The organism is Sphingobacterium siyangense (assembly GCF_023277505.1).
In the GTDB taxonomy this organism is placed as follows: Bacteria; Bacteroidota; Bacteroidia; order Sphingobacteriales; family Sphingobacteriaceae; genus Sphingobacterium; species Sphingobacterium siyangense.
This window is the reverse complement of the sequence record NZ_CP080574.1, coordinates 4,938,200-4,964,880: the sequence shown is the minus strand read 5'-3', so window position 1 is coordinate 4,964,880 and position 26,681 is coordinate 4,938,200. Positions and strand designations below refer to the sequence as shown.

The following is a 26,681-nucleotide window of genomic DNA, read 5'->3' as shown; positions in this document are numbered from 1 at the left end:
TTGACTTACAGTGAGATCAGAGTAGCTTTAAATAAATATAATTGCTAAATTTAAGTATCTTTCACAAATACATACTGATATGCATCATCCATTAGAAAAACACTATGTCAACCGGGTTGGGTGGCTTCGCGCTGCTGTGTTAGGTGCCAATGATGGCTTATTATCGACGACGAGTATTGTGATTGGAGTTGCAGCGGCGAGCCCTGAACGCAATACCATTGTCTTGGCAGCATTAGCGGGCATGATTGCGGGAGCAATGTCTATGGCAGCAGGAGAATATGTTTCCGTAAGCTCGCAGGAAGATACCGAAAAGGCCGATCTCCTACGTGAGAAAAAGGAACTTGAAGAAATGCCTGAAATCGAGCTACAGGAATTAGCCAAAGTTTATGAAAGAAGAGGCGTCAGTCAAGAAACCGCCTTACAGGTTGCACGCGAACTAACTGCACATGATGCATTGGGCGCCCATGCACATGATGAATTGGGTATCAATGAGATTACACAAGCTAAACCTCTACAAGCTGCACAGGCATCTCTGGGCTCATTTGCGTTAGGAGCGCTACTTCCATTTATGGTTTCATTGCTTGCACCAATTAGGCAGATGGTCTATCTGCAGTATGGTTTTACGATTATTTTTTTAATGGTTCTTGGAGCGATTGCGGCCAAGACTGGAGGCTCGAGTATCGGAATTGCAGTAGGCAGAATATGTTTCTAGGGAACGATAGCAATGGGAGTGACCGCGTTAATAGGACATTTCTTCGGCGTTACGGTTGCTTAAATTTTTGAAGATAATACGCACTTCATAACTCAAGCTATGAAAAGCAAAGCATTTTCAATAATTCAGGATATCGGGTTCATCCTATTTCTTGTCGTATTTCCGCATGCTGTGCCATTACCTTTTTATTCTTATGCAGTGATTTGTTTTTTAGCAATTTTTCTTGTTTTAAGAAGAGAAGGCAGGTCATTGAAGGATTTGGGATTAAATAAGAAAAACCTTTCTTCGCGTGTTATTCTTTTAGGAATTCTCTCTGCATTAGCCTGGGTAATATTTATGCAGATAATATATATTCCAGTTATCAAACATCTATTTAATGTTCCCGATTATATGGAGTATAATTTTATCAGGAGTAGTATGGCAAGATTGATCATGACAATTGTTGCAGCTTGGATTATTGGTGGATTTTATGAGGAAGTTGTATTTCGGGGCTGTATCCAGAATATACTCGAAAAAAGATTGTTTAAAGGAATGGGACGTTGGTTGCCTATCGTGATAACCAGTATTCTTTTCGGTCTCTATCATCTGCAGCAAGATATATTTGCTGTTATAGCTGCTTGTTTGGGAGGATTCTACTGGAGTATCTTATATAAAAAATGGAATAATAATCTTTGGGTTTCAATCATTTCACATGCGCTATTCGATATGATTACCCTTATCCTAATCTATACTGGAAAATTTGGAAATCTTATATAGATCTTGTCGTTTTTTGAGACTTGTTTCAAATGCTTTGTAAGCTTCGACAAGAACCTGACGATAGAAAAACTCCCGATTAAAAATGGCAAAAGTATTACCCTTATTTATTGATAGTGGACGAATATTAAGGAGATCAAAGCGATAATTATATTATGCAGGAGATTCATTTGCTTTTAACTATTTTGGTGTATTAAATCAATTTTTTATAATTAGTATGAAAATCAATCTATCACAGCGTACACTTATTTTTTATGGTGTCTTGGCGCCCTTTATTATTTTCGGATCAATCTATAATCTTTTGGGAATTATCTCAGGTACAAGTACGGTTATATCTTTTGGGGCCTTCGCTCTCTTTGGATTTGTTCTTTTACCCGCCTTACTTGTTTCCACCTATCGGCAAAACCGCTGTACGTTATTCAGTGACCGGATAAGCATTGGAAAAAAAGAATATGTTTTCGATAGTTACGCAGTTTCTATTGTTGAAAAGTATCTACCGCTAAAGGAAAGGCCACTTTTTTCATTATTTAGAACACAATATGCTAATTTAATTATTCGGGAAAAATCAAGTGGACAAATCGTGCTCAATAAAGATTTAGCTGTTTCCTTGCAAGCAATAAATAAAATGAAGGCGTTTTTATCGGTGTAGATCAATAACTAAAGTGCCGTCTTGCTGTTTTATTGAAGTTGATTGAGAAGAAATTCGAAAGTATACTGCGGAGTGTAACCAAGTAATATCATAAATATCACGAGGTTGGGCTATAAGTTCCTCTGTAACCCACACCGCTTTTTCCGCATCAACAAGTGCATTGCCGTATATGGAGGTTGTAGAGGTAAAAAGAAAACGCTTTATTCCGTTCTTTACACAGGCATTTAACAGATTTAATGTTCCTGTTATATTGGTATCTATAAAACTTTGTCGGCTATAATTCAAATCCATATGTCTACCATGCAGCGCTGCAGTATGGATAATGGCTTCATAACCACTTGTGAATTCAATAACTGCCTCAGTTCGCTGTACATCTAAACAATGATCAGTGGTATCGCTTTCTAATAAATCAACTCCCGTAACATCGTGTCCAGCAAGACGTAGATTCCGAACTGTTCACTTCCTAATTTTCCCGAAGATCCTGTTACCAATATGCGCATGTATACAAAATAAAGGAAAATTTAAGATATAGGTATTTATATGCAAATTTTTTATGCGGTATTGGTATGAGGTAATAAGGCCGCTCGAAGCGGTAAAGATAGTCATACGGAAATTGTACACGTCAGAGACATTGATAAAAAAAATGATACAAATTGCACAGCAATTGATACGCCCTGTCAATAAATACAAACGCGTATGTAGTATCTTTCATGTGGATATTTATAAACTAATTATAAAGCTTTGGTTAGGTGGCTAGTTATACCTACGCTGGTGTAAAGGAAAAAACTAGAAACAAGTCTTTCCTGACGGTTTCGGATAATCGAAATAGATCAACTATGAAAAGAAGAACATTTATTCAGGCGCTGAATTTTGGCATTGCCTCAGCTACGTTGTATAAAGGTTACGCAAATGAAATTTTATTTTCCTCTGATGCTGAACCAGGAAACAAGGTACTGTCCTATCACAAGATAAAAGATATCAGATTTTCTACCGTAAAGATGAATTATCCGAGGCTTGTGGGGAAAAATGCCCGTCTCGACCTACATGGTTATGGACCTGATGTGGAAATATGTGTTATAAGGACAGATCAGGGAGCAATGGGCTGGGCCTCACTCCGTGGCTCAAGACGTGAAGCTGAAAAAATTTCGGGAGAATTGATAGGCAAGAAAATGTCAGATCTTTTTTCTCCCAAAGTCGGTACACTGCTGCAGACACATATTCCCTTTGATATGGCTCTTCATGATCTCGCAGGAGTCATTTTAAATAAACCTGTTTATGAAATACTTGGTCGAAAAGATCCGATCATAACAGATTATTATAGTGGTATGATCTATTTCGATGACTTAGAACCAGCGGATAGACCATCAGGAATTGACCGTATTCTTGAGGAATGCCAATATGATTATGGAGTGGGTTACAGGCAATTCAAGTTAAAAATTGGAAGGGGGCATAAATGGATGCCTTTTTCCAAAGGACTTCAACGGGATATTGAGGTTACAAAAGCAGTGGCAGAAGCATTTCCCGACTGCAGAATTTTAGTTGATGGAAATAACGGTTTTACATCAGACCAGTTTATTCAGTATTTAAAAGGTATCCCAATGGTAAATCTCTTTTGGATAGAAGAACCTTTTCATGAAACGGTGGTGGATTATCAAAAGCTTAGTGGCTTTTTAAAATCAGAAGGCATAAATACTTTGCTGGCGGATGGCGAAGCAGATCCTGATCAGAACTTGCTGAGAACCTTATTTGAAAAGAAACTGCTGGATGTCCACCTTACGGATATTGAAGGCCTTGGATTTACGAATTGGAGGAATTTAATGCCAAAGTTAATACAACTCGGAGCGCAAGCATCTCCACATGCCTGGGGATCGCTTCTCAAGAGCTACTATACGGCGCATTTAGCCGGAGGGCTCGGAAATACCGTAACCATTGAAGGAGTTACAAGTACATCTGATGATGTGGATTTGTCGGGATATCTCGTCAAAGATGGGAAACTTATTCCTTCCTCATCTGCAGGGTTCGGTATGCCGTTGCTAAAAAAGATTTGAAAGAAAGAAGCTTTGAATTATTTTTCAAACCTTTCAAAGTTTTGCAACGTTCATAGAGGAGCGAACAATGGAATTTCTTAACCTTAACATCTTTACTAACCCGTGAAATAAATGTGCTGAAGCATATTCACGGCGATAAAGTATTGGTTAAGGCTATGAAATACTTTTTAAAATTCCTTTAACTTTTTGTTGATCAAAATTTATTTCAAATGTCTAATAAAACTGTAACCCAGAAGATAAATGACCATCTTGCGAATGAACGAACTTTCCTTGCTTGGATCCGGACAAGCCTGGGCATTATGGGCTTCGGTTTTGTGGTTGTTAAGTTTTCACTATTTATTCGTCAGATTGAGCTCATTTTAAAAAAAGATGTAGTTGCAGGATCCCAGCATGAACATTCGGGTGCTGTTGGTGTTTCTATTGTAGTCATTGGAGCATTGACGGTTATTGTCGCCTTTTTTAAATATCGTAAAACAAACAAACAAATTGAAGAGGAGAACTTCGCTCAAACTTCAAATAGTATTACAATTGTGGCCATATTGATTTTTGTCATAGGTATTATTTTGAGCTGGTATCTTGTCGACGGTCTTTAAGGAGATGCATTAGATCCAGTTCGCGCTGGAATGATTATCCAGGCTAACTAGATCTAAATTGTCGTGCATTGGCTATTTATAATACCGGCAAAATATATTATTGCTGTGTACACTGTACCACGGTGATTTGATTTGTTGTGCCACGTTTTTCTAAAAACTGTCGTAGGGCGATCATCAGAAAGGCGAGAAACCCAAAACCCATCGTAAGCCAGGGCGAAAATTCTACACCTTTCGAAACGATAATCCAGCCACCTACGGTAGTTCCCAAAGTTACCCCGAGATTGCCAAATGAAGTCGCTAGACTATTGGCAAATTCTAGCGCCTCGGGAGCGGAAGAAATCATATAGGTAGATGCGTTTAAGAAGCTAGGAGAATAAAGAAATCCCCATAAGGCAATCGTACAGACCGTAGCGAACATATTGCCATCTGAAAAATACAGTAATAAAGGAATAATAAGTGTACCCGATAAGAAGAATGCTGTGGTAAACGTAATATTTCGGTTGAGCATTTTCCCTGCCACCCAGTTGGCGATGACTCCAATAATACCAAATACAAATAGCATATAACTAACCATGGTACTGTCCATATTCTTTGCTTTGTTTAAATATTCGGCGAAATAACTATAGGTAGAAAACCAAGCGGATACCATAAAGAAATTCATTGCGGTACTGACCATAAAAATGGGTTTGGTTAATATTTTCATCTGACTACCGTAGGATTTTTTTTCTTTTACAGGCAAAGAAGGAATGGTAAAATAGATCGCCAGTAGTGCTATTATACTGACAATGGCCTGTATCGTGAAAGAATATGTCCAGGAGTAGAGACTGGCAATGTAGGTGGCGAAGGGGACTGTTGTCACCATAGCAATTGCAACACCGCTAAAAACAATGCTCATAAGTTCATTTTCATTTTTCTTCCCCCCTTTTAAAATGGCGACAGACAATGCTGTCGCAATATAGACAGGTTGGAGAAAGGCAGGAAGAATTCTTACAGTAAGTAATAACCAAAAAGGAGGGGATAATGAAGAGACAATCGCCGTGACTAAGAAAATAGCGATGGCAGTTAACATGACTTTCTTGCGGTCGAATCCCGAAGCCAACAATGTCATAAATGGCCCAGTTATGGCAATGATCAAGGCAAAAGCACTTAATAAATAACCTGCTTTGTCGATATTGATATGATAATGATCGGCTATTTGGGGCAAGATGCCAATAATGCCAAACTCGGTTGTGATTACTGCGAGAAAACCCAAAGCTCCGATATATGCGTATTTTTTCATAAATAAAAACCTATTGTATTGTACATGATTAATTATACGAGCAAATGTAAAGGCAAATACTTGCTTCTGGGTGTAAAGCGGCTATTTGTGTGTTACTAACAAATTTGTAAGTAATGGTAAAAGAAAAGTTGTTCCTGAATAATTGATCTCCGCCTGACATTGATAAGTTGTGTGTTGTCAAAAGTTCCTTTATATTCACTTTAGATTTATTTAAGGGTTGAATACAGATAAGGAATACGAAATAAAAAAACTAATGGAACAGCATATACTAATTGTGGGCCTGGGGGGAGTAGGCGGATATTTTGGCGGTATGTTAGCGCGTAAGTATGAAAACACTGATATTCATATCAATTTTTTGGCGCGAGGTAACCATCTTGAGGAGATTAACCAACATGGTTTAAAGCTGTTATTAGAAAAGGGAAGTTTTACAGCGAAGCCTTATAAGGCTTCCAGTGAGGCTGAAAACTTCACAAAAATGGATTACATTTTTCTTTGTACTAAATCTTATGATCTTGAAGATTCTATGGCCTTAATAGGACCGTGTGTGAGTGCAGATACAGTATTTATACCCTTACAGAATGGAGTGGACAGTAAAGAACGTATCAACAGATATTATCCGAATAATTTGGTTGTGGATGGTTGCGCCTATATTGTGTCCCGGTTAAAGGCTGCCGGAGTAATTGAAGTGACAGGGAAATGGGGTACAATGAGTTTCGGATTGAATGGAGAACATGATGAAAGACTGGATAGGTTATATCATCTTGTTCAACAGGCTGATATCCATGTGAATTATTCCGATGAAATTGAGAAAATAATATGGGATAAATTTATTTTTATTTCCGCTATGGCCACAGCTACTTCTTATTTTGATTGTTCTATTGGTCAGATAATGGAAGATCCAAAAAAGAAAGATGCGGTTGTTAAACTTATTCAGGAGGTTGCAGCATTAGCTCAGGAAAAAGGAGTTGTTATTGCTGATCATATTGTACATATGACGTTGGACAAAATGGGAAAAATGCCTTACGATGCGACTTCATCCATGCATACGGACTATCTTAATAAACGACCGAAAACAGAGTTGGCATCTTTGACAGCTTACGTTATTCGTGAATCTAAAAAGTATAATCTCGAGACACCTGAATATCAACGCATGTTTGATGTATTGCGCCTAAAATCTGACTAGCTGTATTAAAATAGTTTGCAAGTTGGAAATTTTAATCGATAAGTTCCTCTGGACAAGCTTTTTTTGAATACAAAAAGTAGGTTTAGCTGTCAAAAGAAAGCTGATTAGATTTTATTTCCTGTAAGGCCACTGAATTTATTGCCTCGATTGTCTTTATAAAAATCACCGTCCTTCTTAAAACTATGCGCATCTACTCCTTCAAGCAGCTGTTTTTGATAAAAGACATTTTTTGCGTCTTTTCCGAAATCGTGACCTAAAGGTATAAACGTTTTAAAATCGGCATTTGGAATTATTTCCTGATTATAATACACATTATTCTTGTCTTTTGAATAGGAGTTGCTTCCATACACATCATTCTTTTCATCAATCGGGAATAACGCAAAGGAAGGAGCATTTACCTGTTCATATCTGAAGCTTTTCCCCCTGAATAGGATCGTTTTGTTGTCAACACTAATATGATCCTGATCAAGTACACGAATTTTATCAATGGTCTTAAAGGACCTCGTTATGACATCTGATCCCTGCTGAAATGGTGGGTAATAAATTGTATTGCCAATTCTTATGTAATATTTGTTTATGGCTTCAATGTTTCCGGAGTTAGCAACAACTGCTTTAAAGGTACCTATATTCGGAGAGACATAAACTGAATCTTTATCCATTAAAAAATAGTCATTGACGAACGAAAAGGTTTTCCGATCTGCCTTTATCATGTCATTACTGTAGAAGTAATGGTCCTTGTCGCGTGCCCAGTTTATATGATCCTTTACGAGCTCATATGTTTTTGGATCTGCTCCCTGGATGATATTAAAACCTAGAGCCTGATCGATATAATAGACATGAAAACGATCTTTTGGAATCTGATTGTCGACATAAAAGGAATTCTTGTCCACAAGTTTTTGAGTCGTGCCACGAAAATATACTGCATTTTTGTCTTTAGCTATATCTTCTGACAAAACCTCAAATGACTTTGTATCAGCCTGCATTTGCGAAATGCCCAAACTAAACCAATTTCCATTCTGACAATAAGCTATCTGCCCTTTTGAATCGATGAAGTAAGAACCGGATTTTTGTTTATCAACAGGTTTGCCAATATTTCGACAAGAAATAAAAAAGCAAAGTAAAATACAAGCCAGAAAAAAAATATATTTTTTCATTTTTGCATTGCATATAATCCTAGATTTATTATTTATTATGCCCATCTATATAAATTTACAACGACAAAATTAGAAAACCGAATTTTCAGTTTTCCGTTTCCTTATTAAGGCAATTGCATAAAACTGGCACCAATGACTTTTAGTGTGTTATCAATGCGTTTCCATACCCTAAAATATCTAAATTTTCCTTCTAATGGTGCTCCCATTACCTTGCCTTTTGCCGTCATCGTAGTAACGGAAAGCGCGGTATTCCCAATTATTCTGATCTCATCAATTTCTGTTGAAGCATTTTCAATAATTATAGCCTTTGATCGGTGTGCATTTAGATCCATTTCTTTGGTTAACATTTGACCATCAGGTGCTACAGCAACCAGGTCGTCATATAGGAGGAGATCAAGACCGTCTACATTACTGGCTAGCTGCGCCAAGAAAAGTTGGTTCTCTGCTTCTGCAATTTCTTTTTTCGTGATTTTATCCATATTCTAATTTTGCATTTATATTTCTATTGTTTTGATTTTTACTTTAAAAATAATAAATCTAGATATTATTCGGTTGACTATGAGACTGTATGCGACTATTTAAGGTTTATCTCGATCAAGAATTTCGTAATATTTTAATAATGGAGGTGAACTTGTTAAACTGCTAAGTTTAAAATGAAGATGTTTTTCCTGTCGGAAAAATTAATCACTTCTTTGGTTTAGGTAGTTCCTTAATCCATATATTCTTAAAATCTACGGGTTGACCTTCACTCTGTAATGCGATAAATCCACTGCTGAGCAACTTACCATCGATCTTAATTTTGGGGTCATATCCATTGGCTGTTCCACCTCCAATCTGAGGTCTTGAATATTCTAGTACGGTATCTCCGTTAATGATATGTTTGATTAACGAATCTCCTAATACAATCAACTCCCCTTTAACCCATTGATCACCATCATAGGTCTTCGAAGTAGAATTTAAACAATGTGAGGAAGCTATTTTGCCCTGATAGACCACATTGGTTCCAGGAGAACACATATTGCCTGTAGGGCGGGGCTGACCATCGCTCAGTCCTCCCAAAAGTTGCATTTCGACAGAAATGGGCCAATCCTGTTCTTTCAACATGGTTCTGGGGTCCTGCGAATGAAACATAACGCCGCTATTACGAAGTGTATAGGCGGGGGCACCTTTATGCAGCTCGCCTACAAATCGATATTCAAATTTTAAATGATAATAAGAAAAGGGTGTTTTATAATATAAATGGCCAAATTGATCATTAAAATCACTATACTGATCATATCTGACCTTAATTATTCCATCTTCAACTCTAAACGTATTTCCGTAGTTCACCCCAACGTCATGATGATGAATTTTGACAAACCAATCATTGATGTCCTTTCCGTCAAACAAGGATTTCCAGCCATTATTATCGCCCTGACCTTTCATTCCTGCGCATCCTGTAAAAATAAGACCGCTAGCTACTATTGAATAGATAATTCTTCGCATTGAAGTGATATTTGGTTTAAAATTGGATAGCAAGATACGATATATTCCATTAAACTTTACAGTCTAAGAGATATCGTGGGCAGCCGTAGCTCATTGCCCTTAAGCGCTGGCTAGAGCATAATATGACAATTTAAACGATACTCATCAAACTTTATTTGATTTGGAATAATCTGTTATTCCAAGTTTGTTTCCGAATGGATCATTAAATTCAACCGCTAAACCTGTCATGATCTCAAATGGCTCGCTTAAAAATACGACTCCCTTTTCCTTTAAATATTCACATGTAGTTTTCACGTCGTCAACAGTAAACCAAATAGTCGGTTTGGTATGTTGTACTGTACTAAGAATGATTGCAGGTTCATTTTTGCCTATTTTGAACGCAATCATTCCCTTATCCGAAAAATCGAATTTAGTTTCAAGACCAAGTTGATTTCCATAAAATTCCTTGGCGCTCTCCAGGTCCTGTGCTGGTAGAAAGAAATTGTCGTAATCTAAGAGTAAGTTCATGATGGTTACGCTTTAATTTGTGATAAGTCAACACCAAATGCTGTCAATTGGGATTCTCCGAGTTCGGTAATATAGAGGTCTTTATCGCTGGGATCTTTTTTTGCTAGCCAGCCTTTTGCTATTAATGCCTCCAATAAGAGCTGGCCGAGTTTTCCGCCGATATGTTCGTAACATAATTTTGCGAACTTTACTTTATCGTAGTTTTTCATTTTTGTTTTTTTTACGTTGGGCTTAACTTTTGATTTATAATTTCTTAGCTATAAAATTATGAAAATGAAAAGGGCTGCAAAATGATCAAAATCATCTAATCAAGTGGCTATTCGACACAATGTAGCGTGTTATTCTTTCAGTTTAAAAAAACAAAATGTACCTAAATTTGGTATCTAAATCAGGGATTTTATGATTTATGAAAAAAGAACAGGAAAAAGAGCAGCAGGTAAGCAGTTTGTTTATACGATATAAAACTCAATTGGAAGACTCGTCTTATGTAAGCGTCGATTTTTTGGTCCTACTAGTGGATATCATTCGTCCCAAGCATACCAATCTGCTCTATAAGATCGATATTCAATTTTTGCTGGACTATCTCCATGCCGCACCTGAGGAGCTGAAATGCTTTCAGCTTTATTTAAAAAGAGTTCTGGCTAGTAAAGATTTTGATCAGTTGATTTCAGATACAGGAATTATCAGCTATGCGGATTTTTTTTACGAACTTAAAAAAAGGATCACCGAACGATACTTACCTTTTCAGCCACCCAAGTCTACTTTGCAATATATATTAAATCAGGTTTTTTACAAACCTCGTGATGCTGATTGGATTGCTACGGTTTCGCAAGAGCAGGTCGATGAACTCTTTCGTTTATGTGGATTCGAAACAATTTATGATGATGAAACTGGTTTTGGAATGATCGAAATATTGTATGGGTTGGAACTGTTGGTTCAACGTATTACGGGGCGTGCAATGGAAACGGATGTAAACAAGATGGTACCTGAGTTTCAAAATTTTGATAGTCCATTTATAGCCATTATGCGGGAATTCACCGAATTGAATGATCGTATTTTGCAGTCGGACAATAAGTTTATCTCTTCGGATGATCTGACTTATAAACAAATTTTGGTACTTCATAAGCAATGCGAATCGTATATTGAAACTGCCTTCGATAATTCACATCGTTTCGGAATTTCCATAAAGGTTAATCAATCACTTTTGCGCATGCGGCAACAACTTGAAAGGATCCGAGAAATCTTGCTTTTTTTAGTGATTGATCATCCGGAAGAAAAAAAGGAAAAGACGATTGCACTGGCAATGACCCTTATTGGATACAATTCCCGAAAAAGCAATATTCGCAAATTGGTAGGACAGAGTACACAGCTTTTAGCGTACGAGATTACTCATCATACTGCACAGACTGGAGAACATTACATTACTTCAAGTCGGCAGGAATATTGGAAAATGTTCCGGTCTGCCTGCGGTGGCGGCCTCATTGTAGGCGTAATGTGCATCGTTAAATTATTGTTAGGTAAGGTTCACAGCAGTGAGTTTGGCCATGCATTTTTATATAGCCTGAATTATGCTATTGGCTTTACGTTAATTTATCTTTTTGGTGCTACCTTAGCCACCAAACAACCAGCAATGACTGCTTCCGCATTGGTCAACGCAATTGAGCAGGGGATTGCCGAACAGGCGACCAACAAACATCGATATTGGATATTTGCTGAATTATTTGCACGATTATTTCGGTCTCAGTTTATTGCTTTTGTCGGTAATGTTTTGATGGCTTTTCCGATGAGTCTTTTTCTTGTTTGGGTGATTCAACAATTGTTTCAGGTTAATATTGCGAGTGGCAAGTGGTTGCATCTGGTCAATGATCTCAATCCGATAAAAACACCCTTGGTTTTGCATGCCTCTATTGCAGGTGTTTTTTTATTTCTTTCCGGTATTATTGCCGGCAGTATTTCAAATCGGGATAAGCATAACTCTGTATACTATCGTATTCAGGAACACCCCATGTTGAAAAAGATATTTGGACAAGCAAAAACAAACAAAATAGCTTCGTTTTATGAAAAAAAATGGGCAGGAATCGTGTCTAACGTGTGGTTCGGGATCTTTATGGGGTCAACAGCTTCCATCGGACTTTTTTTAGGTTTAAATCTTGATATTAGGCATATTACATTTGCTAGTGGAAATTTGGCCCTGGGCTTATTCGGTCATGGGATGGAGCTCTCTACCGACATATGGATTTGGGGCATTTTAGGGATTGGAATTATAGGGTTTTTTAATTTTATGGTCAGCTTTTCGCTATCCTTGATGTTAGCCTTCCGCTCGCGAAATCTATCGTCGAAAGAATTGATTAAAATGGCAAAGGCTGTTTGGATCTATTTTAAAATAAATCCAAAGCTGTTTTTCTTCCCACCTCGAAAAGGTTAAGGGGCTTAATATTATCGTTGACTGCAATGTTTCGATGCCGAGAGGTATGTGTCCCACGTAAATACTACACGTAAAGATTTCGTATCATTTTGCTATGATCTAAACATTGATCTCACCAGAAAGGTCGGGTTTATCTTTGTCATCTTTTTCTTCCTGTTCAGCCTGTGCTTCCTCCTTGTTATGGGTGCGATCGTCTTTGAGACCAGACAGATTGGTGTTAGGGCCCTTTTCTTCTTCTTTGGAATCTTCCTCTTGTTGTGACTGGGACAAGTCTGGGCTTGGCTCACGTGGATCCGGATTTGGGATAGCAGTCATGAGAAGGGCCACCATGCTTAGTTTATTATTTATGTTTTTTGATCTGTTCATTTTAACTCGTTTTTTAAAAGAGAACATTTTTCAAACCATTATCGTTGGCTGAAATCGTATCTTATTTATTGCCTGTGATAATTTCAACTATACCATCCAGTAAGGTAAGCTTCAATTGTTGGCCGAAGTAACTCTTGCGCTCATCATCGATGTGTATTTCTTTGCCTTCCCATTCCATCGCCAATTGACTAGCCCGGATAGGTATTATTTTAAATTCGACGTTGGTTCCATTCAATAGTCCATCGATATAGCTTAAAAGTTCCTGACGTTGATCGACAGTGACAATGATGATATCAAATTGTCCATCACCAGGATCAGCATCAGCAGCAAGCACTAGCCTCGGTCCGATGCTTGGTATATTCATGATCTCAACCAGTATGCACTCTTTTTCATAGTTATTTCCAGCTACTGTAAGCCTTAGTGTGGTAGCGGGGAATGTTTCCACCAGCTTGCGGAGCTGTCTTAGTGCAGTTTTGATTTCATCTTCCGCATTAAGATCTTCGGTGTTTTTTTTATCCATTTTTTTCATTAGTGTAGGAAATACCCCAAAACCGATAGATTCAATAAAATATAGAGGTTTTCTTTCTAACCCTATGACCATCCCTACATCGAATTTTTTAAGTATAGCGCTTCTCCACAGACTAATAGCTTTTTCACAGTCTAGCGGAATACCAAGAGAGATAGCAATATTGTTTGCAGTGCCTTGTGGTAATATGGCGATCGGCCTCTTAAATCTTAGCTTTTTTTCCAGTAGATCCATAATGGTCATTCTTATGGTGCCATCACCGCCGGCCAAGGCGATGATATCTGTCTGTGGGTCGATCTTTTTGACAGCATCTTTTTTTGTTACTACAGTGCAATTGTGGCCAAGATCTTCAATCAATTGACATAGTTCGTCTTTATCTCCATTCGAGTCATCCCCAGCAGCAGGATTGTGAACTAACCTTATGTTTTTGCCATGTTCTTTCATAACAGCAGAACAAAGCATGCTTGAGATTGGTTTTCATAGAAAAGGACAGCTATGAATATACTTATCACCAATGACGATGGTATCTATTCACCGGGGATTGCGGCACTGGCACAGACGGCGAAAGAGTTTGGAACGGTAAAGATTGTTGCACCCGATGTTGAGCAGTCGTCAATGGGGCATGCTATTACGCATTCTCGGCCCCTAAGCTATCGGCATGCGCCTGTTACTTTTGAGGATATTGATGCCTATAGGGTCAATGGCACACCGGCAGACTGTGTAGCCTTGGGTTTACATATGTTTCCAGATACGCAGGTTGTACTTTCTGGTATTAATATGGGGCCAAACTTAGGCAATTCAATGTGGCACTCAGGAACATTGGCTGCAGCGAAGCAGGCCACATTGCTCGGGATTACTGGTATTGCATTGAGTACACCTGTTGGAAAGACAGAACCTGATTTTGAAGGGCTATCTCGGTGGACAATCGAGGTGCTCAAGATATTGCTGAAAAATAAGGGCCCCGCTCTTTATAATGTGAATTTTCCGCCTAAACCCCAAGGGATTTCCTGGACAAGACAATCAGTACGTTTATATGATGGTAGTGTGGTTTCTGGACAGGATCCCATGGGAAGAAAAAACTATTGGATCACAGTGGTACCATTAGAACCAGCTGAAAAGGGGACTGATCGCTGGGCAGTAGAACACAATTTGGTCTCTATTACGCCTTTACGTCTTGACCTAACTGCACATGATGAACTTGCGGCCAGACAGACTAGCGAACATAAATAATAGGAAATAATAAAAGAACAAGATGGTAACAGCCGAAAATTTAATACAAAAGAAAAAATTCCGTCCCGCCAACAAAGCTGGATTTGGCGGAGTGGCATTGGGAAATGGATTTCAGCACAACTCAGATATCGAATGCTTAAAGGCAGTCGAAGCCGCCTGGAATGCAGGGATACGATTGTTTGACACCTCGCCATGGTATGGTTTGGGTATCAGTGAACGTAGAATGGGCTTATTTTTAAAAGATCAGCCTCGAGAAAGTTTTACGCTGTCAACAAAAGTAGGCCGATTAATGTTGCCAGGGGAGGATTTTAAAATGGAACAATCGCTATGGAAAGGAAAATTAAATTTTGCTTACCAATATGATTATAGCGCCTCGGGAGTGAGAAGAAGTATCGAAGATAGTCTACAGCGCTTAGGATTATCTTCCATTGATGCGGTATTTATTCATGACCTTTCACCTGACAATGGTGATATGAAAGACAGCTATACACATTATTTTGAGCAAGCTATTCATGGAGCAATGCCCGAATTGACTAAGATGAGAGAAGAAGGAGTTATTAAAGGTTGGGGACTGGGAGTCAATACCGTTGCGCCTATCTTAAAGACATTGGAAGTTGCTGATCCAGATATTTTTCTTTCGGCCTGCCAGTATTCATTGATAAAACATGACGATGAACTGAATCAGATTTTCCCGAAAGTTGCTGAAAGAGATATTTCCATTATTGTAGGAGCGCCATTATGTGCTGGATTTTTATCGGGTAAAGACCGTTATCTCTATGATGGGAAGTTTCCTGCCGGGGTTAAAGAAAAGCTAAATGCTTTGCAACAGGTCTCGAAAAATCACGCTGTAGATCTTCGTACAGCAGCATTGCAATTTGCAGCGGCTCCCGACGCAGTGTCTGGTGTTATACCCGGAGCACATACCGCTGAACAGGCCGTGCAAAATGCACATTCCTTTGAGGCAAAGATTCCCGCCGACTTTTGGAAAGAGTTGAAACATGATAAACTTATTGAAGAACACGCACCTGTACCCAATACCCATGATACTTGATAAGACTAAGGGTGTGATTAGCGCACCCTTTTTCTGTTGAATAAAGTATCTCAGCGAAAACTAATTCTCGCTGAAATCATTGCCTGTACTTTATTATTGAACAACTGTAGTTGAATTTAGGGGGATCATCAGGTTAAAAGTAATTTTATTGTCCTTTAAATTTACGACTATTTTTCCCTTATGAATTTTTACTATTTCACTCACAATAAACAATCCTAATCCGAGCCCATTACTATTGACTCCTTTTACGAAAGGCTTAAATAGATCTGTAAGATCTGAATATTGAGGATAGGCGACCTCATTTGTAACACTAAAAATGAAATTTTCTTTTTGAATGCATGCATTTATTTCGATATTTTCATGAGGATTACCATGTTTTATAGCATTTCCAATTAAATTAGCGAAAGCCCGTCCCATTTTCTGATGATCACAGGGTACATCAACTGGAAGGTTGATGTTGGCGATTAGTGCTCTATTGTGTAATACTTCAAATTCCGATAAGATTTGCTTAATCAATGAATCCATGCGGTAATGATCATTAATTCTAATTAGCTTGTCTTGAAGACGGATACTACTGAAATCTAAAATATCATCTATCACACCTTTTACCCGTGATGAAGCCGCCTCTATTTTCTTTATTAAGTTTTTTTGGCTTTCATCTTTAATGTTTGCGCCAAGATATTGTGATATCACTTTTACGATGCTGACAGGATTATTTAAGTCATGGGCCAAAGACGATAAAACGAGTTCTCTGTTTTTGGAATAACTAAGTTCCTGTTCTAATTTTTTTCTCGTATTTCTACGTTCAATTGCAGTTTTAAAATCTATTGCAATCAAATCACTGCAAACAGGGAGCAACGTCTCCAATTTAATTGGGTCGAAGTGTACGGGTTCCGCATTCATGAAACTCAAGTGTCCAACAATAGAATTATTTTTGTTAATAATCGGATAAGAGATATAGCTTTTTAAACCGAATTCATGAAGAACTTGTGTCCATTCGTCGACAGAACATTGCTCGCTATCGTCAATGTAAATAGGTGAGAAACCTTTCCTTATTTCCTGATATATTTTAACGTAGTTTTCACTGTTTTTATTGACGATCTTCTGAGAATGATAGTCATAAACGCACCAATTCCCCCATTTACGGCCATCTCTCTTGCGTATCATGCCATACCTCATTTTCGTGTGGCCACATAAAGCCTCCAAAATTCTTTGACAGGAGTCGAAGTCGCTCTTCTTCGTATACCTATCGTACCATTGATTTTGATTTAATTGGTTTGGGATTGTCATTTTTATTGCCGGTCTATTTGTTTACGAATAGCTTTGACTTATTGTTGAGGTTGGTGCACTTTAGAATTACTAATACCCTTTATTGCGCGAAATATAAATGCTATAGCTGCAATAATTAAAAGAATATGAATAAAATCTTCTGTTATGAATCCGCCCACAAAAGTAACTGCCCAAACAATCATTACGCTAATAGCTACCGAATATAATAGGTCTTCCATATAATATTATTCTTTATTGAAGAACAATATCTAAATAGAATCGTTTCGTAATTTTGTAACTTGATAAGAAAACTTACAAAAAAAAGCCGTTTTACATTAGTATTGCGGCTTTTTCTTCAATTTCTACGGCTTAGGACGTTGATTCCCTTAGGAAAATGGTAAAAGTGATGAAAAATACATGTTATGCTGTTTTTTTTTATCGACATTTGAACATGGCTCTATTAATAACTTTGGATAATGTCTATCAATTGTATAATCTTGACCTTTCAAAAAAGACGGAAGGCATAGTTATTCTTAGTCAACGACATGGCCCCGGGAAGAAGTATACAAGTCATAGCCGCATATTTGATGGTTTATTATTAGGTTTTATGGTACAGGGATCTATGAAATCCCAAATCCATTTCTTAGAATATGAAGTAAACAAAGGGGATATTGCTATTTTGCAGCCACAAGTGATGATCGACACAAAATCATTGAGTGAAGATGCTGAAATTATAACAATCGGTCTTTCATTGGATTTCATTACAGAATTTCCTGTTCTACGGGAGTTTGTAATGAACAATCAAATAAGATGGCAGCCAATTATTAGACTTCAATCGGAAGAAATTAAACTCCAAAATGAATTATTGACCCTTATACAAAACTTCTACCATAAAAAAGCAAGTCCCAATAAAACACAAATGCTACGGCATCTCGTCATGGTGCTAGTTAGTATGATTTCTGAAGTCTATTCTAAATTACCAAATAACAAAAATTTGGTGAAAAGCCGTACGCATGAGATTATCGATGAATTTTATCTGCTTGTTTCAAAATATGCCGGGCAACAAAGAAGTGTTGTATTTTACGCTGAAAAACTACATTTAACACCTCAATATCTTTCAACTTTCCTCAAACAGAAAACTGGAAGATCGGCAATACAATGGATTGATCATATCACAATTCTACATGCTAAAACATTATTAAAATCTTCTAATTTATCAATCAAAGAAATCAGTAATGAACTTCATTTTGAAGAAACAAGCGTCTTTTGCAGATACTTCAAACGAATTGTTGGTTTGTCACCAACAACTTATCGAAACGTGTGATAGATGGTATTCGTTTAACTGTCGAAGGCATTTACAGATTTTCAAGTAGAATTAGCTTTCAAATGGTACGTAAACACCATTAAATTGTCAATAGCTCCTTTTCTCGTCTGTTTAATTTTACGGCATGAAAAATACAGGAAAAAAAGCAGCTATCGGATTTATATTTATTACCCTGTTGATTGATATTACAGGTTGGGGCATTATACTTCCAGTTGTTCCTAAACTCATTGCAGAACTTATTCATGGAGACCTTAGCGAAGCAGCAAAATATGGAGGATGGCTCGGCTTTGCTTATGCTATTACACAATTTATATGTGCGCCTATAGTGGGCAATCTCAGTGATAAATATGGTAGACGCCCAATTATCTTAATTTCTCTTTTTGGATTTGCCATCGACTATATATTATTAGCATTGGCGCCATCTATCAGTTGGCTCTTTTTGGGAAGAATCATTGCTGGGCTGACTGGGGCTAGTATTTCAACCGCTAGTGCATACATCGCTGATATATCCACGTATGAAGATAGAACCAAAAATTTTGGTTTAATAGGCGCAGCTTTTGGTATGGGGTTTATCTTGGGCCCGGTAATCGGTGGTTTACTTGGATATTACGGCGCTCGAGTACCCTTTTATGCAGCCGCTTTATTATGCCTAGTAAATTTTCTCTATGGGCTGTTTTTCCTGCCGGAAAGTTTAGATAAGGATAAACGACGACCATTTGATTGGAAACGTGCGAATCCTATTGGAGCATTTAATTTTCTGAAAAAACAATCGAAAATAGCGCGCCTTGTTGTTGCCTTGATTTTGGTCTATATCGCTCTTCACGCCGTGCAGAGTAATTGGCATTTCTTTACCATGTATAAGTTTAGTTGGACAGAACGGACGGTTGGCTTATCACTTGGGTTGCTCGGATTATTGCTTGGATTAGTACAAGGGTTTCTAATAAGATGGGTAAACCCTAAATTAGGCGACGAGAAAAGTGTATATTTTGGATTATTCTTTTATGCGATCGGTCTTATGCTATTCGCATTCGCAAGTGAAGGATGGATGATGTTTGTTTTCCTTATCCCATATTCCTTAGGCGGAATCTGTGGACCTGCACTGCAATCCATTATTAGTAAGAGTATTCCTTCAAATGAACAAGGTGAACTTCAGGGAGCGTTGGCAAGTTTGGTAAGTGCAACATCTATTATTGGACCTCCAGTAATGACAAACTCATTTTATTATTTTACACAGGATAACGCGCTATTTCAATTTTCGGGAGTGCCATTTTTTCTGGGATCCATTTTAATTTGCATGAGTGGAATTATGATATATTTTGTTTTTCAACGAAATAATAACCATTAAGAAATGGAGATAACGCCTGCCAGTTGTAATGAGAAATTGTTACTTGTGTCGATAATGGGCTCATATTCTAAATTTTTAGCTTTAAGTATTTCCTAACTTTACTATATTTGCCATTAATAATAATTAGTCTAAATAGTAATTATATCTTTTTCAGAACAGGCTTTCCCAGATAGAAAGGTTTGGAAATAGGACAGATATCAATATGCGGACAGGACGAGTGATTTTTTAAATACCTTCAACACGTGAAAACAACAACAAGATCTTGGTTTATTACCCAAAAAACAACATTGGCGAGCAGTCTATTGGTTTTAAGTTTTTCCATAATTCCAGCAATAAGTTTTTCAAGGGAAAGACCGATTGCTGTTAGGAAAAATGGTAATGATCAAGAATCGGGGACAATTAAGGGCAAGGTGAAAAATTCAGAGGGGAAAGGTTTGTCCAATGTGTATATCAATATTGACGGGATAAATAGCTCCAAGACTGATCATGAAGGGAATTTTATTTTTTTAAAGATTCCTAAAGGAATTCACTCCATGATCGTAAAGCATATTGGTTTTCAAGAAATCAAATCGCAGATCGCACTGGAAAGGGAAACCCTCGAGCTCCCAGACTTTGTCATGGAGCAAACAAGTAATCACTTGAATGAAGTTGTCGTAACGGCGAGCCGACTGGCTGAAAGTATTGACGAAGTGCCATCATCAATTACCTATATTGGAGGTAAGACTTTAGAAGATCAGCGTCTGATAAACGACAACCTACCCAATATTTTAATGCAGAAAGTGCCAAGTATCTCTCCCAGTGAGGAAAGCCAAAACAATTTTATTGCTAAAATACGTGGTCGGAATTTTTTGGTACTTATTGATGGAATTCCTCAATCTACTCCTTTAAGAAATGGCGGAAGAGATATGAAGACGATTGATGCTAGTGCAATAGACCATATTGAAGTTATTAATGGGGCTTCAGCCATGTATGGAAATGGCGCGGCTGGTGGTATAATTAATTACATAACAAAAAAGCCAAAGACAGACAGGAGTTTTCATTCTTCAACCTCTTTAAATAATTCCCTAAGCTTGGTCAGACCAGATGAAACATACGGGTATAATTTGGCACAAGTATTTTCTGGATCGAAAGACAAGTTTGATTATGTTGTGCAAGGAAAGATTGCGCGAACAGGTGTGGTACGTAGCTCCGATGGTACCATTGTAAGTCCATTTTATGGCCTGGGCGAGACAAAAAGTTATAATGCCTTAGCGAAGATTGGTTATCAGATTAACGATAATCATCGTATCGAACTTATGGGGAACTATTATAGAAGTGTTCAGGATAGTAAATATGTCGGTACTAAGGGGGAGTTTGGCAGTAAACCTGCTATAGGGATACCTTCAGATACAGTGATTAACGGCGGGACACCTTACAATAAAGCTTTTCATGTAAAGTATGATGGTAACTTTGGTAGAACCTCAGCAAATATGAGTCTGTATTATGAAGATATGAACACGGTATTTGAAAGCTACAACCAAACATATTCTGATCATAAGGGAGCCAGACTAAATTTTAGTACGCCCTTTGATCTACCCAACAGCAATAACGTAACTTTAATTTATGGAGTAGATCTTTTAAAGGATCACACGGTTCAAAAAACGTTGGACGATGGATTAGTGACACCCGACATGAATATGAAAAGTGGCGCCCTATACCTTCAAAGTAAGTTTAACCTGGCTGAATATTGGATCTTAAAAGGTGGTGTGCGATACGAAAACTTGGATTTCAAGGTGGGGGATCTAACAAAAGCAGGGAAAGTCACCCCTGGAGATAAGAGCAACTCAAACGCATTTGTATTCAACTTGGCAGGAAGGTATAATAAATTAAAATACCTGCAGCCCTTTGTGTCATTTTCACAAGGGTATTCTATCGGCGATGTGGGACTTGTGTTACGGAATGGAGTCCCTTTGAGTCAAATTGATCCGAAGCCTGTAGTTGTCAATAATTTTGAGTTGGGGCTAAACGGAAGTTATAGTCTGTTAAGTTACCAATTGACAGGATATTATAGCTCTTCCAAGAAAGGCAATACTTTCGCAGAAACTTCGACACCGGGTAATTACGAACTTATCCAAGTACCGCAGCGTATCTACGGTTTGGAATTGGTTGTCGATGTAACCCCTGTTGACTGGTTGAAGTTTGGTACTATACTCGGGTATATGGATGGTAGACAAGATTTGAAAAATGAGGGAAAATATAAGGATAAATTGGATAATTCCATTATTTCACCTTTTAAAATAAATATCAATGCAGATTTCAAATTGACAGATCGGTGGAATGTCTATCTGCAGTATTTACATTTGGGGAAACGCGATGTATTTCAACCTTCTGAATATAATTATGGCAAATATCCGATTTCCGGCTATGGTCTGATGGATTTCCAAACACGCTACAAATTAAAGAATCTGGCGTTCATTTTTTCAGTTAATAATATCCTTAATAATGATTATTTTCCACTGCACGCGGAGGTGAGGGGAGCTACAAATGAAGGCCGTTATTATGTAAAAGGAAGCGGAACAATAGCGAATTTAGGTATCCAACTGGATTTGTAATACAACAATTTGATACGATTAATAGAAACAAGCCCCTGTAAGATTTTTATAGGGGCTTGTTTATGGCGAGTCTTTTCCCTCTTATCATCGCTTATACCGCTCATAATACTCTTCTATCAATTTTTTGAGTGTATTGAAATCAAGCGACAATTGATCTGCCGAAACGGCTATTCCATTTTCGAGCACATGTTGTTGTACTTGTGGAGAGAACTGCTGCATATAATTTTCGGGATGGTGTAGCTTCAAAAAAACAAAATGGACACCATGGGCCATTCCTGTCGAGACAGATTGAATAGCAGTCCATTTTACAGTCCCAGCCTTTATTCCTACTGGCGTACCATTATATCGAATGCCATTTGCGTTCAATATTAGGCCAGTCCGATCTTTAACAAATAGACTTTTTACTCCGCCAATTAGACAATAACATCCTAAGCCCCCTAAGGTCAACATCAATGCTCCAGGGAAAATTCTTATTTTTTCAGCGACAAAGAAAATATAGTAAGCAAATGCCAAAGCCGCTATCGTCAATATCAAGCCAAATAGTGCTAATTTCAGACGTTTTTTGTTATCGAATTCTATGATAGTCTCATTCATAATTAACGTTCTCTTTCACATGTTTATCGGACTAAGTTAAAACAACGCTTTTCAAATTTTCATGCGAATTTCAATTCGTATGGATTTGTTTTAAATTCGCAGTATTTTGAGGTCTATCTGTATTTAAGCTATTTTCTAAACTCAATTATATCCAGCGCTATGCTTCCAAGAATCATCTTTGACGATTAACCTATTGATGGGTTAATCTATCCTCGAATCTTTTTCCAGCTTTTTGGTCTGTTTTGCGGAGAAGGTTTTTCCGAAATTGTAACTGAAACTCAATTTTGCATAGCGCGACTTCAATTTATTCACTGTTTCAATGCTAATCACATTGCCTAAAATGGAAATAGGTGCTTTTTGTAAGTTGAAAATATCCTCAATCGTCAGGGATATGTTTAGCTTGTCCCGAAGCACTTTTTGTTGTAAACCCGTCGTGATATATCCTGTTGCCCCATATTGCATTTGAAAACTATTTCTTTTCGAAGCATAAAAGCCGAATATTTGAACAGTAGTCTTTGGCAGAATATTAATAAAGGTGTTGATCGACCCACTAAAGTTGACAATACCAGGTAACAAAATATCTTCTGTATTATTCGATCTGAAAGTAGGTCGTTGGGCCGATAAATATGTACTGACATTCACGCTGCTTCCAAATTTGTTTTGCGACATGACATAAGCTCCAATTTGGTTGAGATTATAATCATTATAATAGTTAAACTCCGGGCTCCCAACCTCCTCATTATATCTTGAGATATAAGTAAACATATTCTTCGAGGAGTTTCCATATAAAGAAAAGATCAGTGAGTGGTTGCTATTCCACTTATGTGAATATTGCAGATCTAGTCTATTTGCAAAATATGGCTTCAACTGTGTGTTACCGTTGGTAAAATAGATAGGATTATTGGTCACCGCAAATGGATTGAGCATGTTATAACCTGGTCGTTCGATTCTTCTGTTCCCCGATAAAGCAATGCTGTTTTTAAGATCCTCGAAATCATAACGTATATTAAAGTTGGGAAATAAATTAAGATAGTTGTTTTTAATCTGTTCGTCAGTTGAAAGGGATCGTAATTTATAATCGAATGATTCTAGTCGCAAGCCTACATCGAAGGAGAAGTGTTTATATTTACCACTCAGAGAAGAATAAGCAGCAAGTATATTTTCGTTATATTGAACCTTATCTTCAATATTTGCTTCTCCTCCGACGGTATTTCCATCTGTGGTCAGATTCTTAAAGAAGCTTTCTGTATTTGCACGGGCATATTTTACACCAAATTTTAGATCTATACTCCTTCCAATGTTAGTTTTGTAATCTGTATTGAAGGTCCAGATTTCATATGGTCTCTTAATAATAAAATTTCTGCTATCATTTTCTGAGGAATTTATTTCCGTGTTAGAAAAATCATATGCCTTTCTCCAGAATGAAGTGTTATTTTCATTCGAGTATTTCGCGTAATTCAGGCCGATTGAAAGCTTGTTTTTCTTTTTAAAATCTTTGTCGTAGATCAAATCGACGATATGGAAATTATTGTCTAAAAACATGAAGTCCCGCTGTTTAAGCTGCCTTTGAAATTCATCTTTCCGATTATAGATCGTGGCATCTCGTTCATTTGGAAATTTACCATAAAAGCTGGCGTACCAATAATTAAAAGAGAGCGTACTTGTTGAATCAATAGTATAAAGTGTATTGATTTTCATGGAATGTGTCCTTTGGGATCTTTCACTAACCTGTTCTTGTCTATAGCGATAACTGGAATCAGGTAAGTAATAGTTTTTTATAAGATCGTTTCGTTTATGCAAATTTTCACCATATGAAAAATTATAACCCAATGAAATTTCAAACTTACTTTTTTTGAGATTTAAATTAAGCGATTGGTCCGTTCCCCAAAGGGTAGAAACACTGGTACTTGCCGACCCAAAGAAGCCCAAATTGGAATTTTTCTTAAGTCTGATATCGAGGATACCTCCATCTCCTGCGGAATCATATGCTGCGCCTGGACTGGTAAGCACATTAACAGACAAAACCTCGTTGCTCGGTAGAGATTTCAGGTAGTTCAATAAATCCTGACCCCCCAAATTGACTTTTCGACCATTTATCAATACAGTAGCCCCTTTTCCGAGCAATTGTAATTTGCCTTCCATTTCATCAACGGTTAATCCCGGTACCTGCTTGAGCAGTTCTGCTATATTTGTACTATTTCCTAATATATTATTTTCCGCATTAAATCTATACCCACCGGTAATTAGCTCCAAGGTAGGTCTCTTGGAGGAAACTGTAACCTCCTCAAGTTTATTGTCAATCTTATGAAGTTCTATAGTGCCGATATCTATATTGGAACCGTTCGGCATTTCAATTCTTTTTATCTGAGGCTGAAAGCCCATGTGATTGATTTTTAGGTAAAATGAACGCTGATTATAGGTCAATTGGAAGTCGCCCCTGTCATTTGTACCCACTGTTTTGACAGGATTGCTGCTATTTTGATGGTCCAGTAAGTATATTGAAACTAAGTGAACGGGTTCTTTTGTAAGAGAATCGACTACTTTGCCCGTAACAGTAAAGGTTGAATCGATGCGCGAAAGGATAATCCTATTAGATGAACCATGAGCTATGGCGAAAAGAAGCAGGCATGGGAAGAGTAGGGCAATTTTTTCTAAGACTTTCATGTAATTAAGGTTCTTGTGCAGAGTTTGATGACCATTGTTTGCAGTTAGTGACTATAGGTTAGTCGAGCTCAGGAAAAAAATGTTGCACGATTAATAATAAAAGTGATTACCAATTGGCACAAAAGTCTGTTTATAAGTAAAAGCAAGTCTCTACCCGATATGAGTTGCAGTTGGTTAAAATTTAGAGTAGATAAGATTTATGGTCTATATTTATTCTAAAAAAAATCTTTATTAAAAAAATAAAAACAAATATAGTATATTTATGTTCTAAATAAAGTGTATGAAATATCAACTTTTAAAAGAAATCATTGTATTAGTAGAGGAGTTTGAACAGGAGAACGTAGATGGAATCTACAGTACCGACGCGGATGGATTTAAACGTTGGGTAGTGGCAAAAGAAACCGATGTTCTGGTCGAACCTGAATGGGACGGTAAGGAAAATGGGCGTAGTCCAGAGAGTGTGATCAGCACATTAATAGTGCATATGAATAGGTTTGCAAAAAGTTATTCAAAGGCAGCTATTTGGGAATCTGATTTTTCTACACAAGAGGAGTTTATATACCTTATAACCTTAAGGTCGTTTGGCGAGATGACAAAAATGGAATTGATCAGGCGGAATATTCATGAAAAGCCAGCCGGCATGGCGATTATAAATCGTTTGATCAAACAAGGATGGATCGGTCAGCAAGATTCAGAGCAAGACCGACGAAGTAAGGTGCTTTATATCACAGAAAATGGCTTATCGGCGTTGGATCGACAAATGGGAAAAATACGTCATGCTACCCAGATTGTTTCAGGTGATTTGACCTACAGTGAAAAAATAACACTGATAAGTCTATTGGATAAATTGAGCAAATTTCATCAATTAATTTATGATAGAAATATTGCACCTGAAAAATTGCTGGAACAAGTGAAGTTATAGTCCATACTGCG

Annotated in this window: 25 protein-coding genes and 1 pseudogene; 13 read left to right on the top strand and 13 right to left on the bottom strand. The window is 37.5% G+C overall.

Annotated features, from left to right (window positions below; translation table 11 throughout):
* The first annotated feature begins 79 nt into the window (after positions 1 to 79).
* From K2F45_RS20935 to K2F45_RS20925, 3 genes are all read left to right on the top strand, one after another.
* On the top strand, positions 80 to 712 hold the full coding sequence (locus K2F45_RS20935; protein WP_248932372.1) for a VIT1/CCC1 transporter family protein: 633 nt from the start codon (positions 80 to 82) through the stop codon (positions 710 to 712).
* A gap of 99 nt (positions 713 to 811) precedes the next feature.
* Positions 812 to 1,468: a CPBP family intramembrane glutamic endopeptidase gene (locus tag K2F45_RS20930; protein WP_248932371.1), complete on the top strand. Its 657-nt coding sequence runs from the start codon at positions 812 to 814 to the stop codon at positions 1,466 to 1,468.
* 214 nt (positions 1,469 to 1,682) lie between these two features.
* Positions 1,683 to 2,114 carry a hypothetical protein gene (locus K2F45_RS20925; protein ID WP_248932370.1) on the top strand — a complete coding sequence of 144 codons (432 nt, stop codon included), beginning with the start codon at positions 1,683 to 1,685 and terminating at the stop codon, positions 2,112 to 2,114.
* Here the strand turns inward: K2F45_RS20925 and K2F45_RS20920 are convergent.
* Positions 2,103 to 2,555 (bottom strand): annotated as a pseudogene (locus K2F45_RS20920) (NAD-dependent epimerase/dehydratase family protein); the annotation flags it as partial. The gene K2F45_RS20925 and the pseudogene K2F45_RS20920 sit on opposite strands and share 12 nt — an antisense overlap.
* Before the next feature lie 395 nt (positions 2,556 to 2,950).
* Between K2F45_RS20920 and K2F45_RS20915 the strand changes: the two are divergent.
* Positions 2,951 to 4,162, top strand: a complete 1,212-nt coding sequence (locus tag K2F45_RS20915) for an enolase C-terminal domain-like protein (RefSeq protein WP_248932369.1) — start codon at positions 2,951 to 2,953, stop codon at positions 4,160 to 4,162.
* Positions 4,163 to 4,371: 209 nt separating this feature from the next.
* Positions 4,372 to 4,755 (top strand): YidH family protein, encoded by a 384-nt coding sequence (locus K2F45_RS20910; RefSeq protein ID WP_145330970.1) that lies wholly within the window; start codon positions 4,372 to 4,374, stop codon positions 4,753 to 4,755.
* 97 nt (positions 4,756 to 4,852) lie between these two features.
* Here K2F45_RS20910 and K2F45_RS20905 read toward each other — a convergent pair whose 3' ends face one another.
* Positions 4,853 to 6,034, bottom strand: coding sequence for an MFS transporter (locus tag K2F45_RS20905; RefSeq protein ID WP_248932368.1), 1,182 nt, complete (start codon positions 6,032 to 6,034; stop codon positions 4,853 to 4,855).
* A gap of 253 nt (positions 6,035 to 6,287) precedes the next feature.
* On the opposite strand from K2F45_RS20905, the gene K2F45_RS20900 reads away from it, so the two are divergent.
* Positions 6,288 to 7,217: a ketopantoate reductase family protein gene (locus K2F45_RS20900; protein ID WP_248932367.1), complete on the top strand. Its 930-nt coding sequence runs from the start codon at positions 6,288 to 6,290 to the stop codon at positions 7,215 to 7,217.
* 104 nt (positions 7,218 to 7,321) lie between these two features.
* Here the strand turns inward: K2F45_RS20900 and K2F45_RS20895 are convergent, their stop codons facing one another.
* The 5 genes from K2F45_RS20895 to K2F45_RS20875 form a co-directional block, all read right to left on the bottom strand.
* Positions 7,322 to 8,416, bottom strand: a complete 1,095-nt coding sequence (locus K2F45_RS20895) for a DKNYY domain-containing protein (RefSeq protein ID WP_420833009.1) — start codon at positions 8,414 to 8,416, stop codon at positions 7,322 to 7,324.
* Between the two features lie 59 nt (positions 8,417 to 8,475).
* Entirely contained in the window at positions 8,476 to 8,850 is a 375-nt protein-coding gene (locus K2F45_RS20890; protein WP_248932365.1) for a nuclear transport factor 2 family protein, read from the bottom strand.
* A gap of 205 nt (positions 8,851 to 9,055) precedes the next feature.
* A complete protein-coding gene (locus K2F45_RS20885; protein ID WP_145330981.1) occupies positions 9,056 to 9,856 on the bottom strand; it encodes a 3-keto-disaccharide hydrolase in 801 nt (266 codons plus the stop codon).
* Positions 9,857 to 10,000: 144 nt separating this feature from the next.
* On the bottom strand, positions 10,001 to 10,363 hold the full coding sequence (locus tag K2F45_RS20880; RefSeq protein WP_075993745.1) for a VOC family protein: 363 nt from the start codon (positions 10,361 to 10,363) through the stop codon (positions 10,001 to 10,003).
* A gap of 5 nt (positions 10,364 to 10,368) precedes the next feature.
* Positions 10,369 to 10,572, bottom strand: a complete 204-nt coding sequence (locus tag K2F45_RS20875; RefSeq protein ID WP_248932364.1) for a hypothetical protein — start codon at positions 10,570 to 10,572, stop codon at positions 10,369 to 10,371.
* A 197-nt stretch (positions 10,573 to 10,769) separates the two neighbouring features.
* On the opposite strand from K2F45_RS20875, the gene K2F45_RS20870 reads away from it, so the two are divergent.
* On the top strand, positions 10,770 to 12,788 hold the full coding sequence (locus tag K2F45_RS20870; RefSeq protein ID WP_248932363.1) for a site-specific recombinase: 2,019 nt from the start codon (positions 10,770 to 10,772) through the stop codon (positions 12,786 to 12,788).
* Between the two features lie 99 nt (positions 12,789 to 12,887).
* On the opposite strand, the gene K2F45_RS20865 is transcribed toward K2F45_RS20870, so the two are convergent.
* A complete protein-coding gene (locus K2F45_RS20865; RefSeq protein WP_075993742.1) occupies positions 12,888 to 13,154 on the bottom strand; it encodes a hypothetical protein in 267 nt (88 codons plus the stop codon).
* Between the two features lie 61 nt (positions 13,155 to 13,215).
* A complete protein-coding gene (locus tag K2F45_RS20860; protein ID WP_248932362.1) occupies positions 13,216 to 14,124 on the bottom strand; it encodes a diacylglycerol/lipid kinase family protein in 909 nt (302 codons plus the stop codon).
* 51 nt (positions 14,125 to 14,175) lie between these two features.
* Between K2F45_RS20860 and surE the strand changes: the two genes are divergently transcribed.
* Positions 14,176 to 14,910, top strand: coding sequence for a 5'/3'-nucleotidase SurE (gene surE / locus K2F45_RS20855; RefSeq protein ID WP_248932361.1), 735 nt, complete (start codon positions 14,176 to 14,178; stop codon positions 14,908 to 14,910).
* A gap of 22 nt (positions 14,911 to 14,932) precedes the next feature.
* Positions 14,933 to 15,961: an aldo/keto reductase gene (locus K2F45_RS20850; RefSeq protein WP_248932360.1), complete on the top strand. Its 1,029-nt coding sequence runs from the start codon at positions 14,933 to 14,935 to the stop codon at positions 15,959 to 15,961.
* A 93-nt stretch (positions 15,962 to 16,054) separates the two neighbouring features.
* Here the strand turns inward: K2F45_RS20850 and K2F45_RS20845 are convergent, their stop codons facing one another.
* The gene (locus K2F45_RS20845) at positions 16,055 to 17,251 is read right to left on the bottom strand and encodes a GAF domain-containing sensor histidine kinase (protein ID WP_276521431.1); all 1,197 of its coding nucleotides are present in this window, start codon (positions 17,249 to 17,251) and stop codon (positions 16,055 to 16,057) included.
* A 38-nt stretch (positions 17,252 to 17,289) separates the two neighbouring features.
* Complete coding sequence (locus tag K2F45_RS20840) at positions 17,290 to 17,469, bottom strand: lmo0937 family membrane protein (RefSeq protein WP_075993737.1); 180 nt, start codon at positions 17,467 to 17,469, stop codon at positions 17,290 to 17,292.
* A 167-nt stretch (positions 17,470 to 17,636) separates the two neighbouring features.
* Between K2F45_RS20840 and K2F45_RS20835 the strand changes: the two genes are divergently transcribed.
* The 3 genes from K2F45_RS20835 (at position 17,637) to K2F45_RS20825 (ending at position 22,490) form a co-directional block, all read left to right on the top strand.
* Entirely contained in the window at positions 17,637 to 18,554 is a 918-nt protein-coding gene (locus K2F45_RS20835) for a helix-turn-helix domain-containing protein (protein ID WP_248932358.1), read from the top strand.
* Between the two features lie 124 nt (positions 18,555 to 18,678).
* Positions 18,679 to 19,899 carry a TCR/Tet family MFS transporter gene (locus tag K2F45_RS20830; RefSeq protein WP_075993735.1) on the top strand — a complete coding sequence of 407 codons (1,221 nt, stop codon included), beginning with the start codon at positions 18,679 to 18,681 and terminating at the stop codon, positions 19,897 to 19,899.
* Between the two features lie 242 nt (positions 19,900 to 20,141).
* The gene (locus K2F45_RS20825; protein ID WP_248932357.1) at positions 20,142 to 22,490 is read left to right on the top strand and encodes a TonB-dependent receptor; all 2,349 of its coding nucleotides are present in this window, start codon (positions 20,142 to 20,144) and stop codon (positions 22,488 to 22,490) included.
* An 84-nt stretch (positions 22,491 to 22,574) separates the two neighbouring features.
* Here the strand turns inward: K2F45_RS20825 and K2F45_RS20820 are convergent, their stop codons facing one another.
* Both K2F45_RS20820 and K2F45_RS20815 read right to left on the bottom strand, forming a co-directional pair.
* Entirely contained in the window at positions 22,575 to 23,084 is a 510-nt protein-coding gene (locus K2F45_RS20820; protein ID WP_075993733.1) for an STM3941 family protein, read from the bottom strand.
* A gap of 201 nt (positions 23,085 to 23,285) precedes the next feature.
* Positions 23,286 to 25,748 (bottom strand): TonB-dependent receptor, encoded by a 2,463-nt coding sequence (locus K2F45_RS20815; RefSeq protein ID WP_248932356.1) that lies wholly within the window; start codon positions 25,746 to 25,748, stop codon positions 23,286 to 23,288.
* A 280-nt stretch (positions 25,749 to 26,028) separates the two neighbouring features.
* Here K2F45_RS20815 and K2F45_RS20810 point away from each other — a divergent pair, with 280 nt between their 5' ends.
* Entirely contained in the window at positions 26,029 to 26,670 is a 642-nt protein-coding gene (locus tag K2F45_RS20810) for a MarR family winged helix-turn-helix transcriptional regulator (RefSeq protein ID WP_075993731.1), read from the top strand.
* Positions 26,671 to 26,681: the final 11 nt, after the last annotated feature.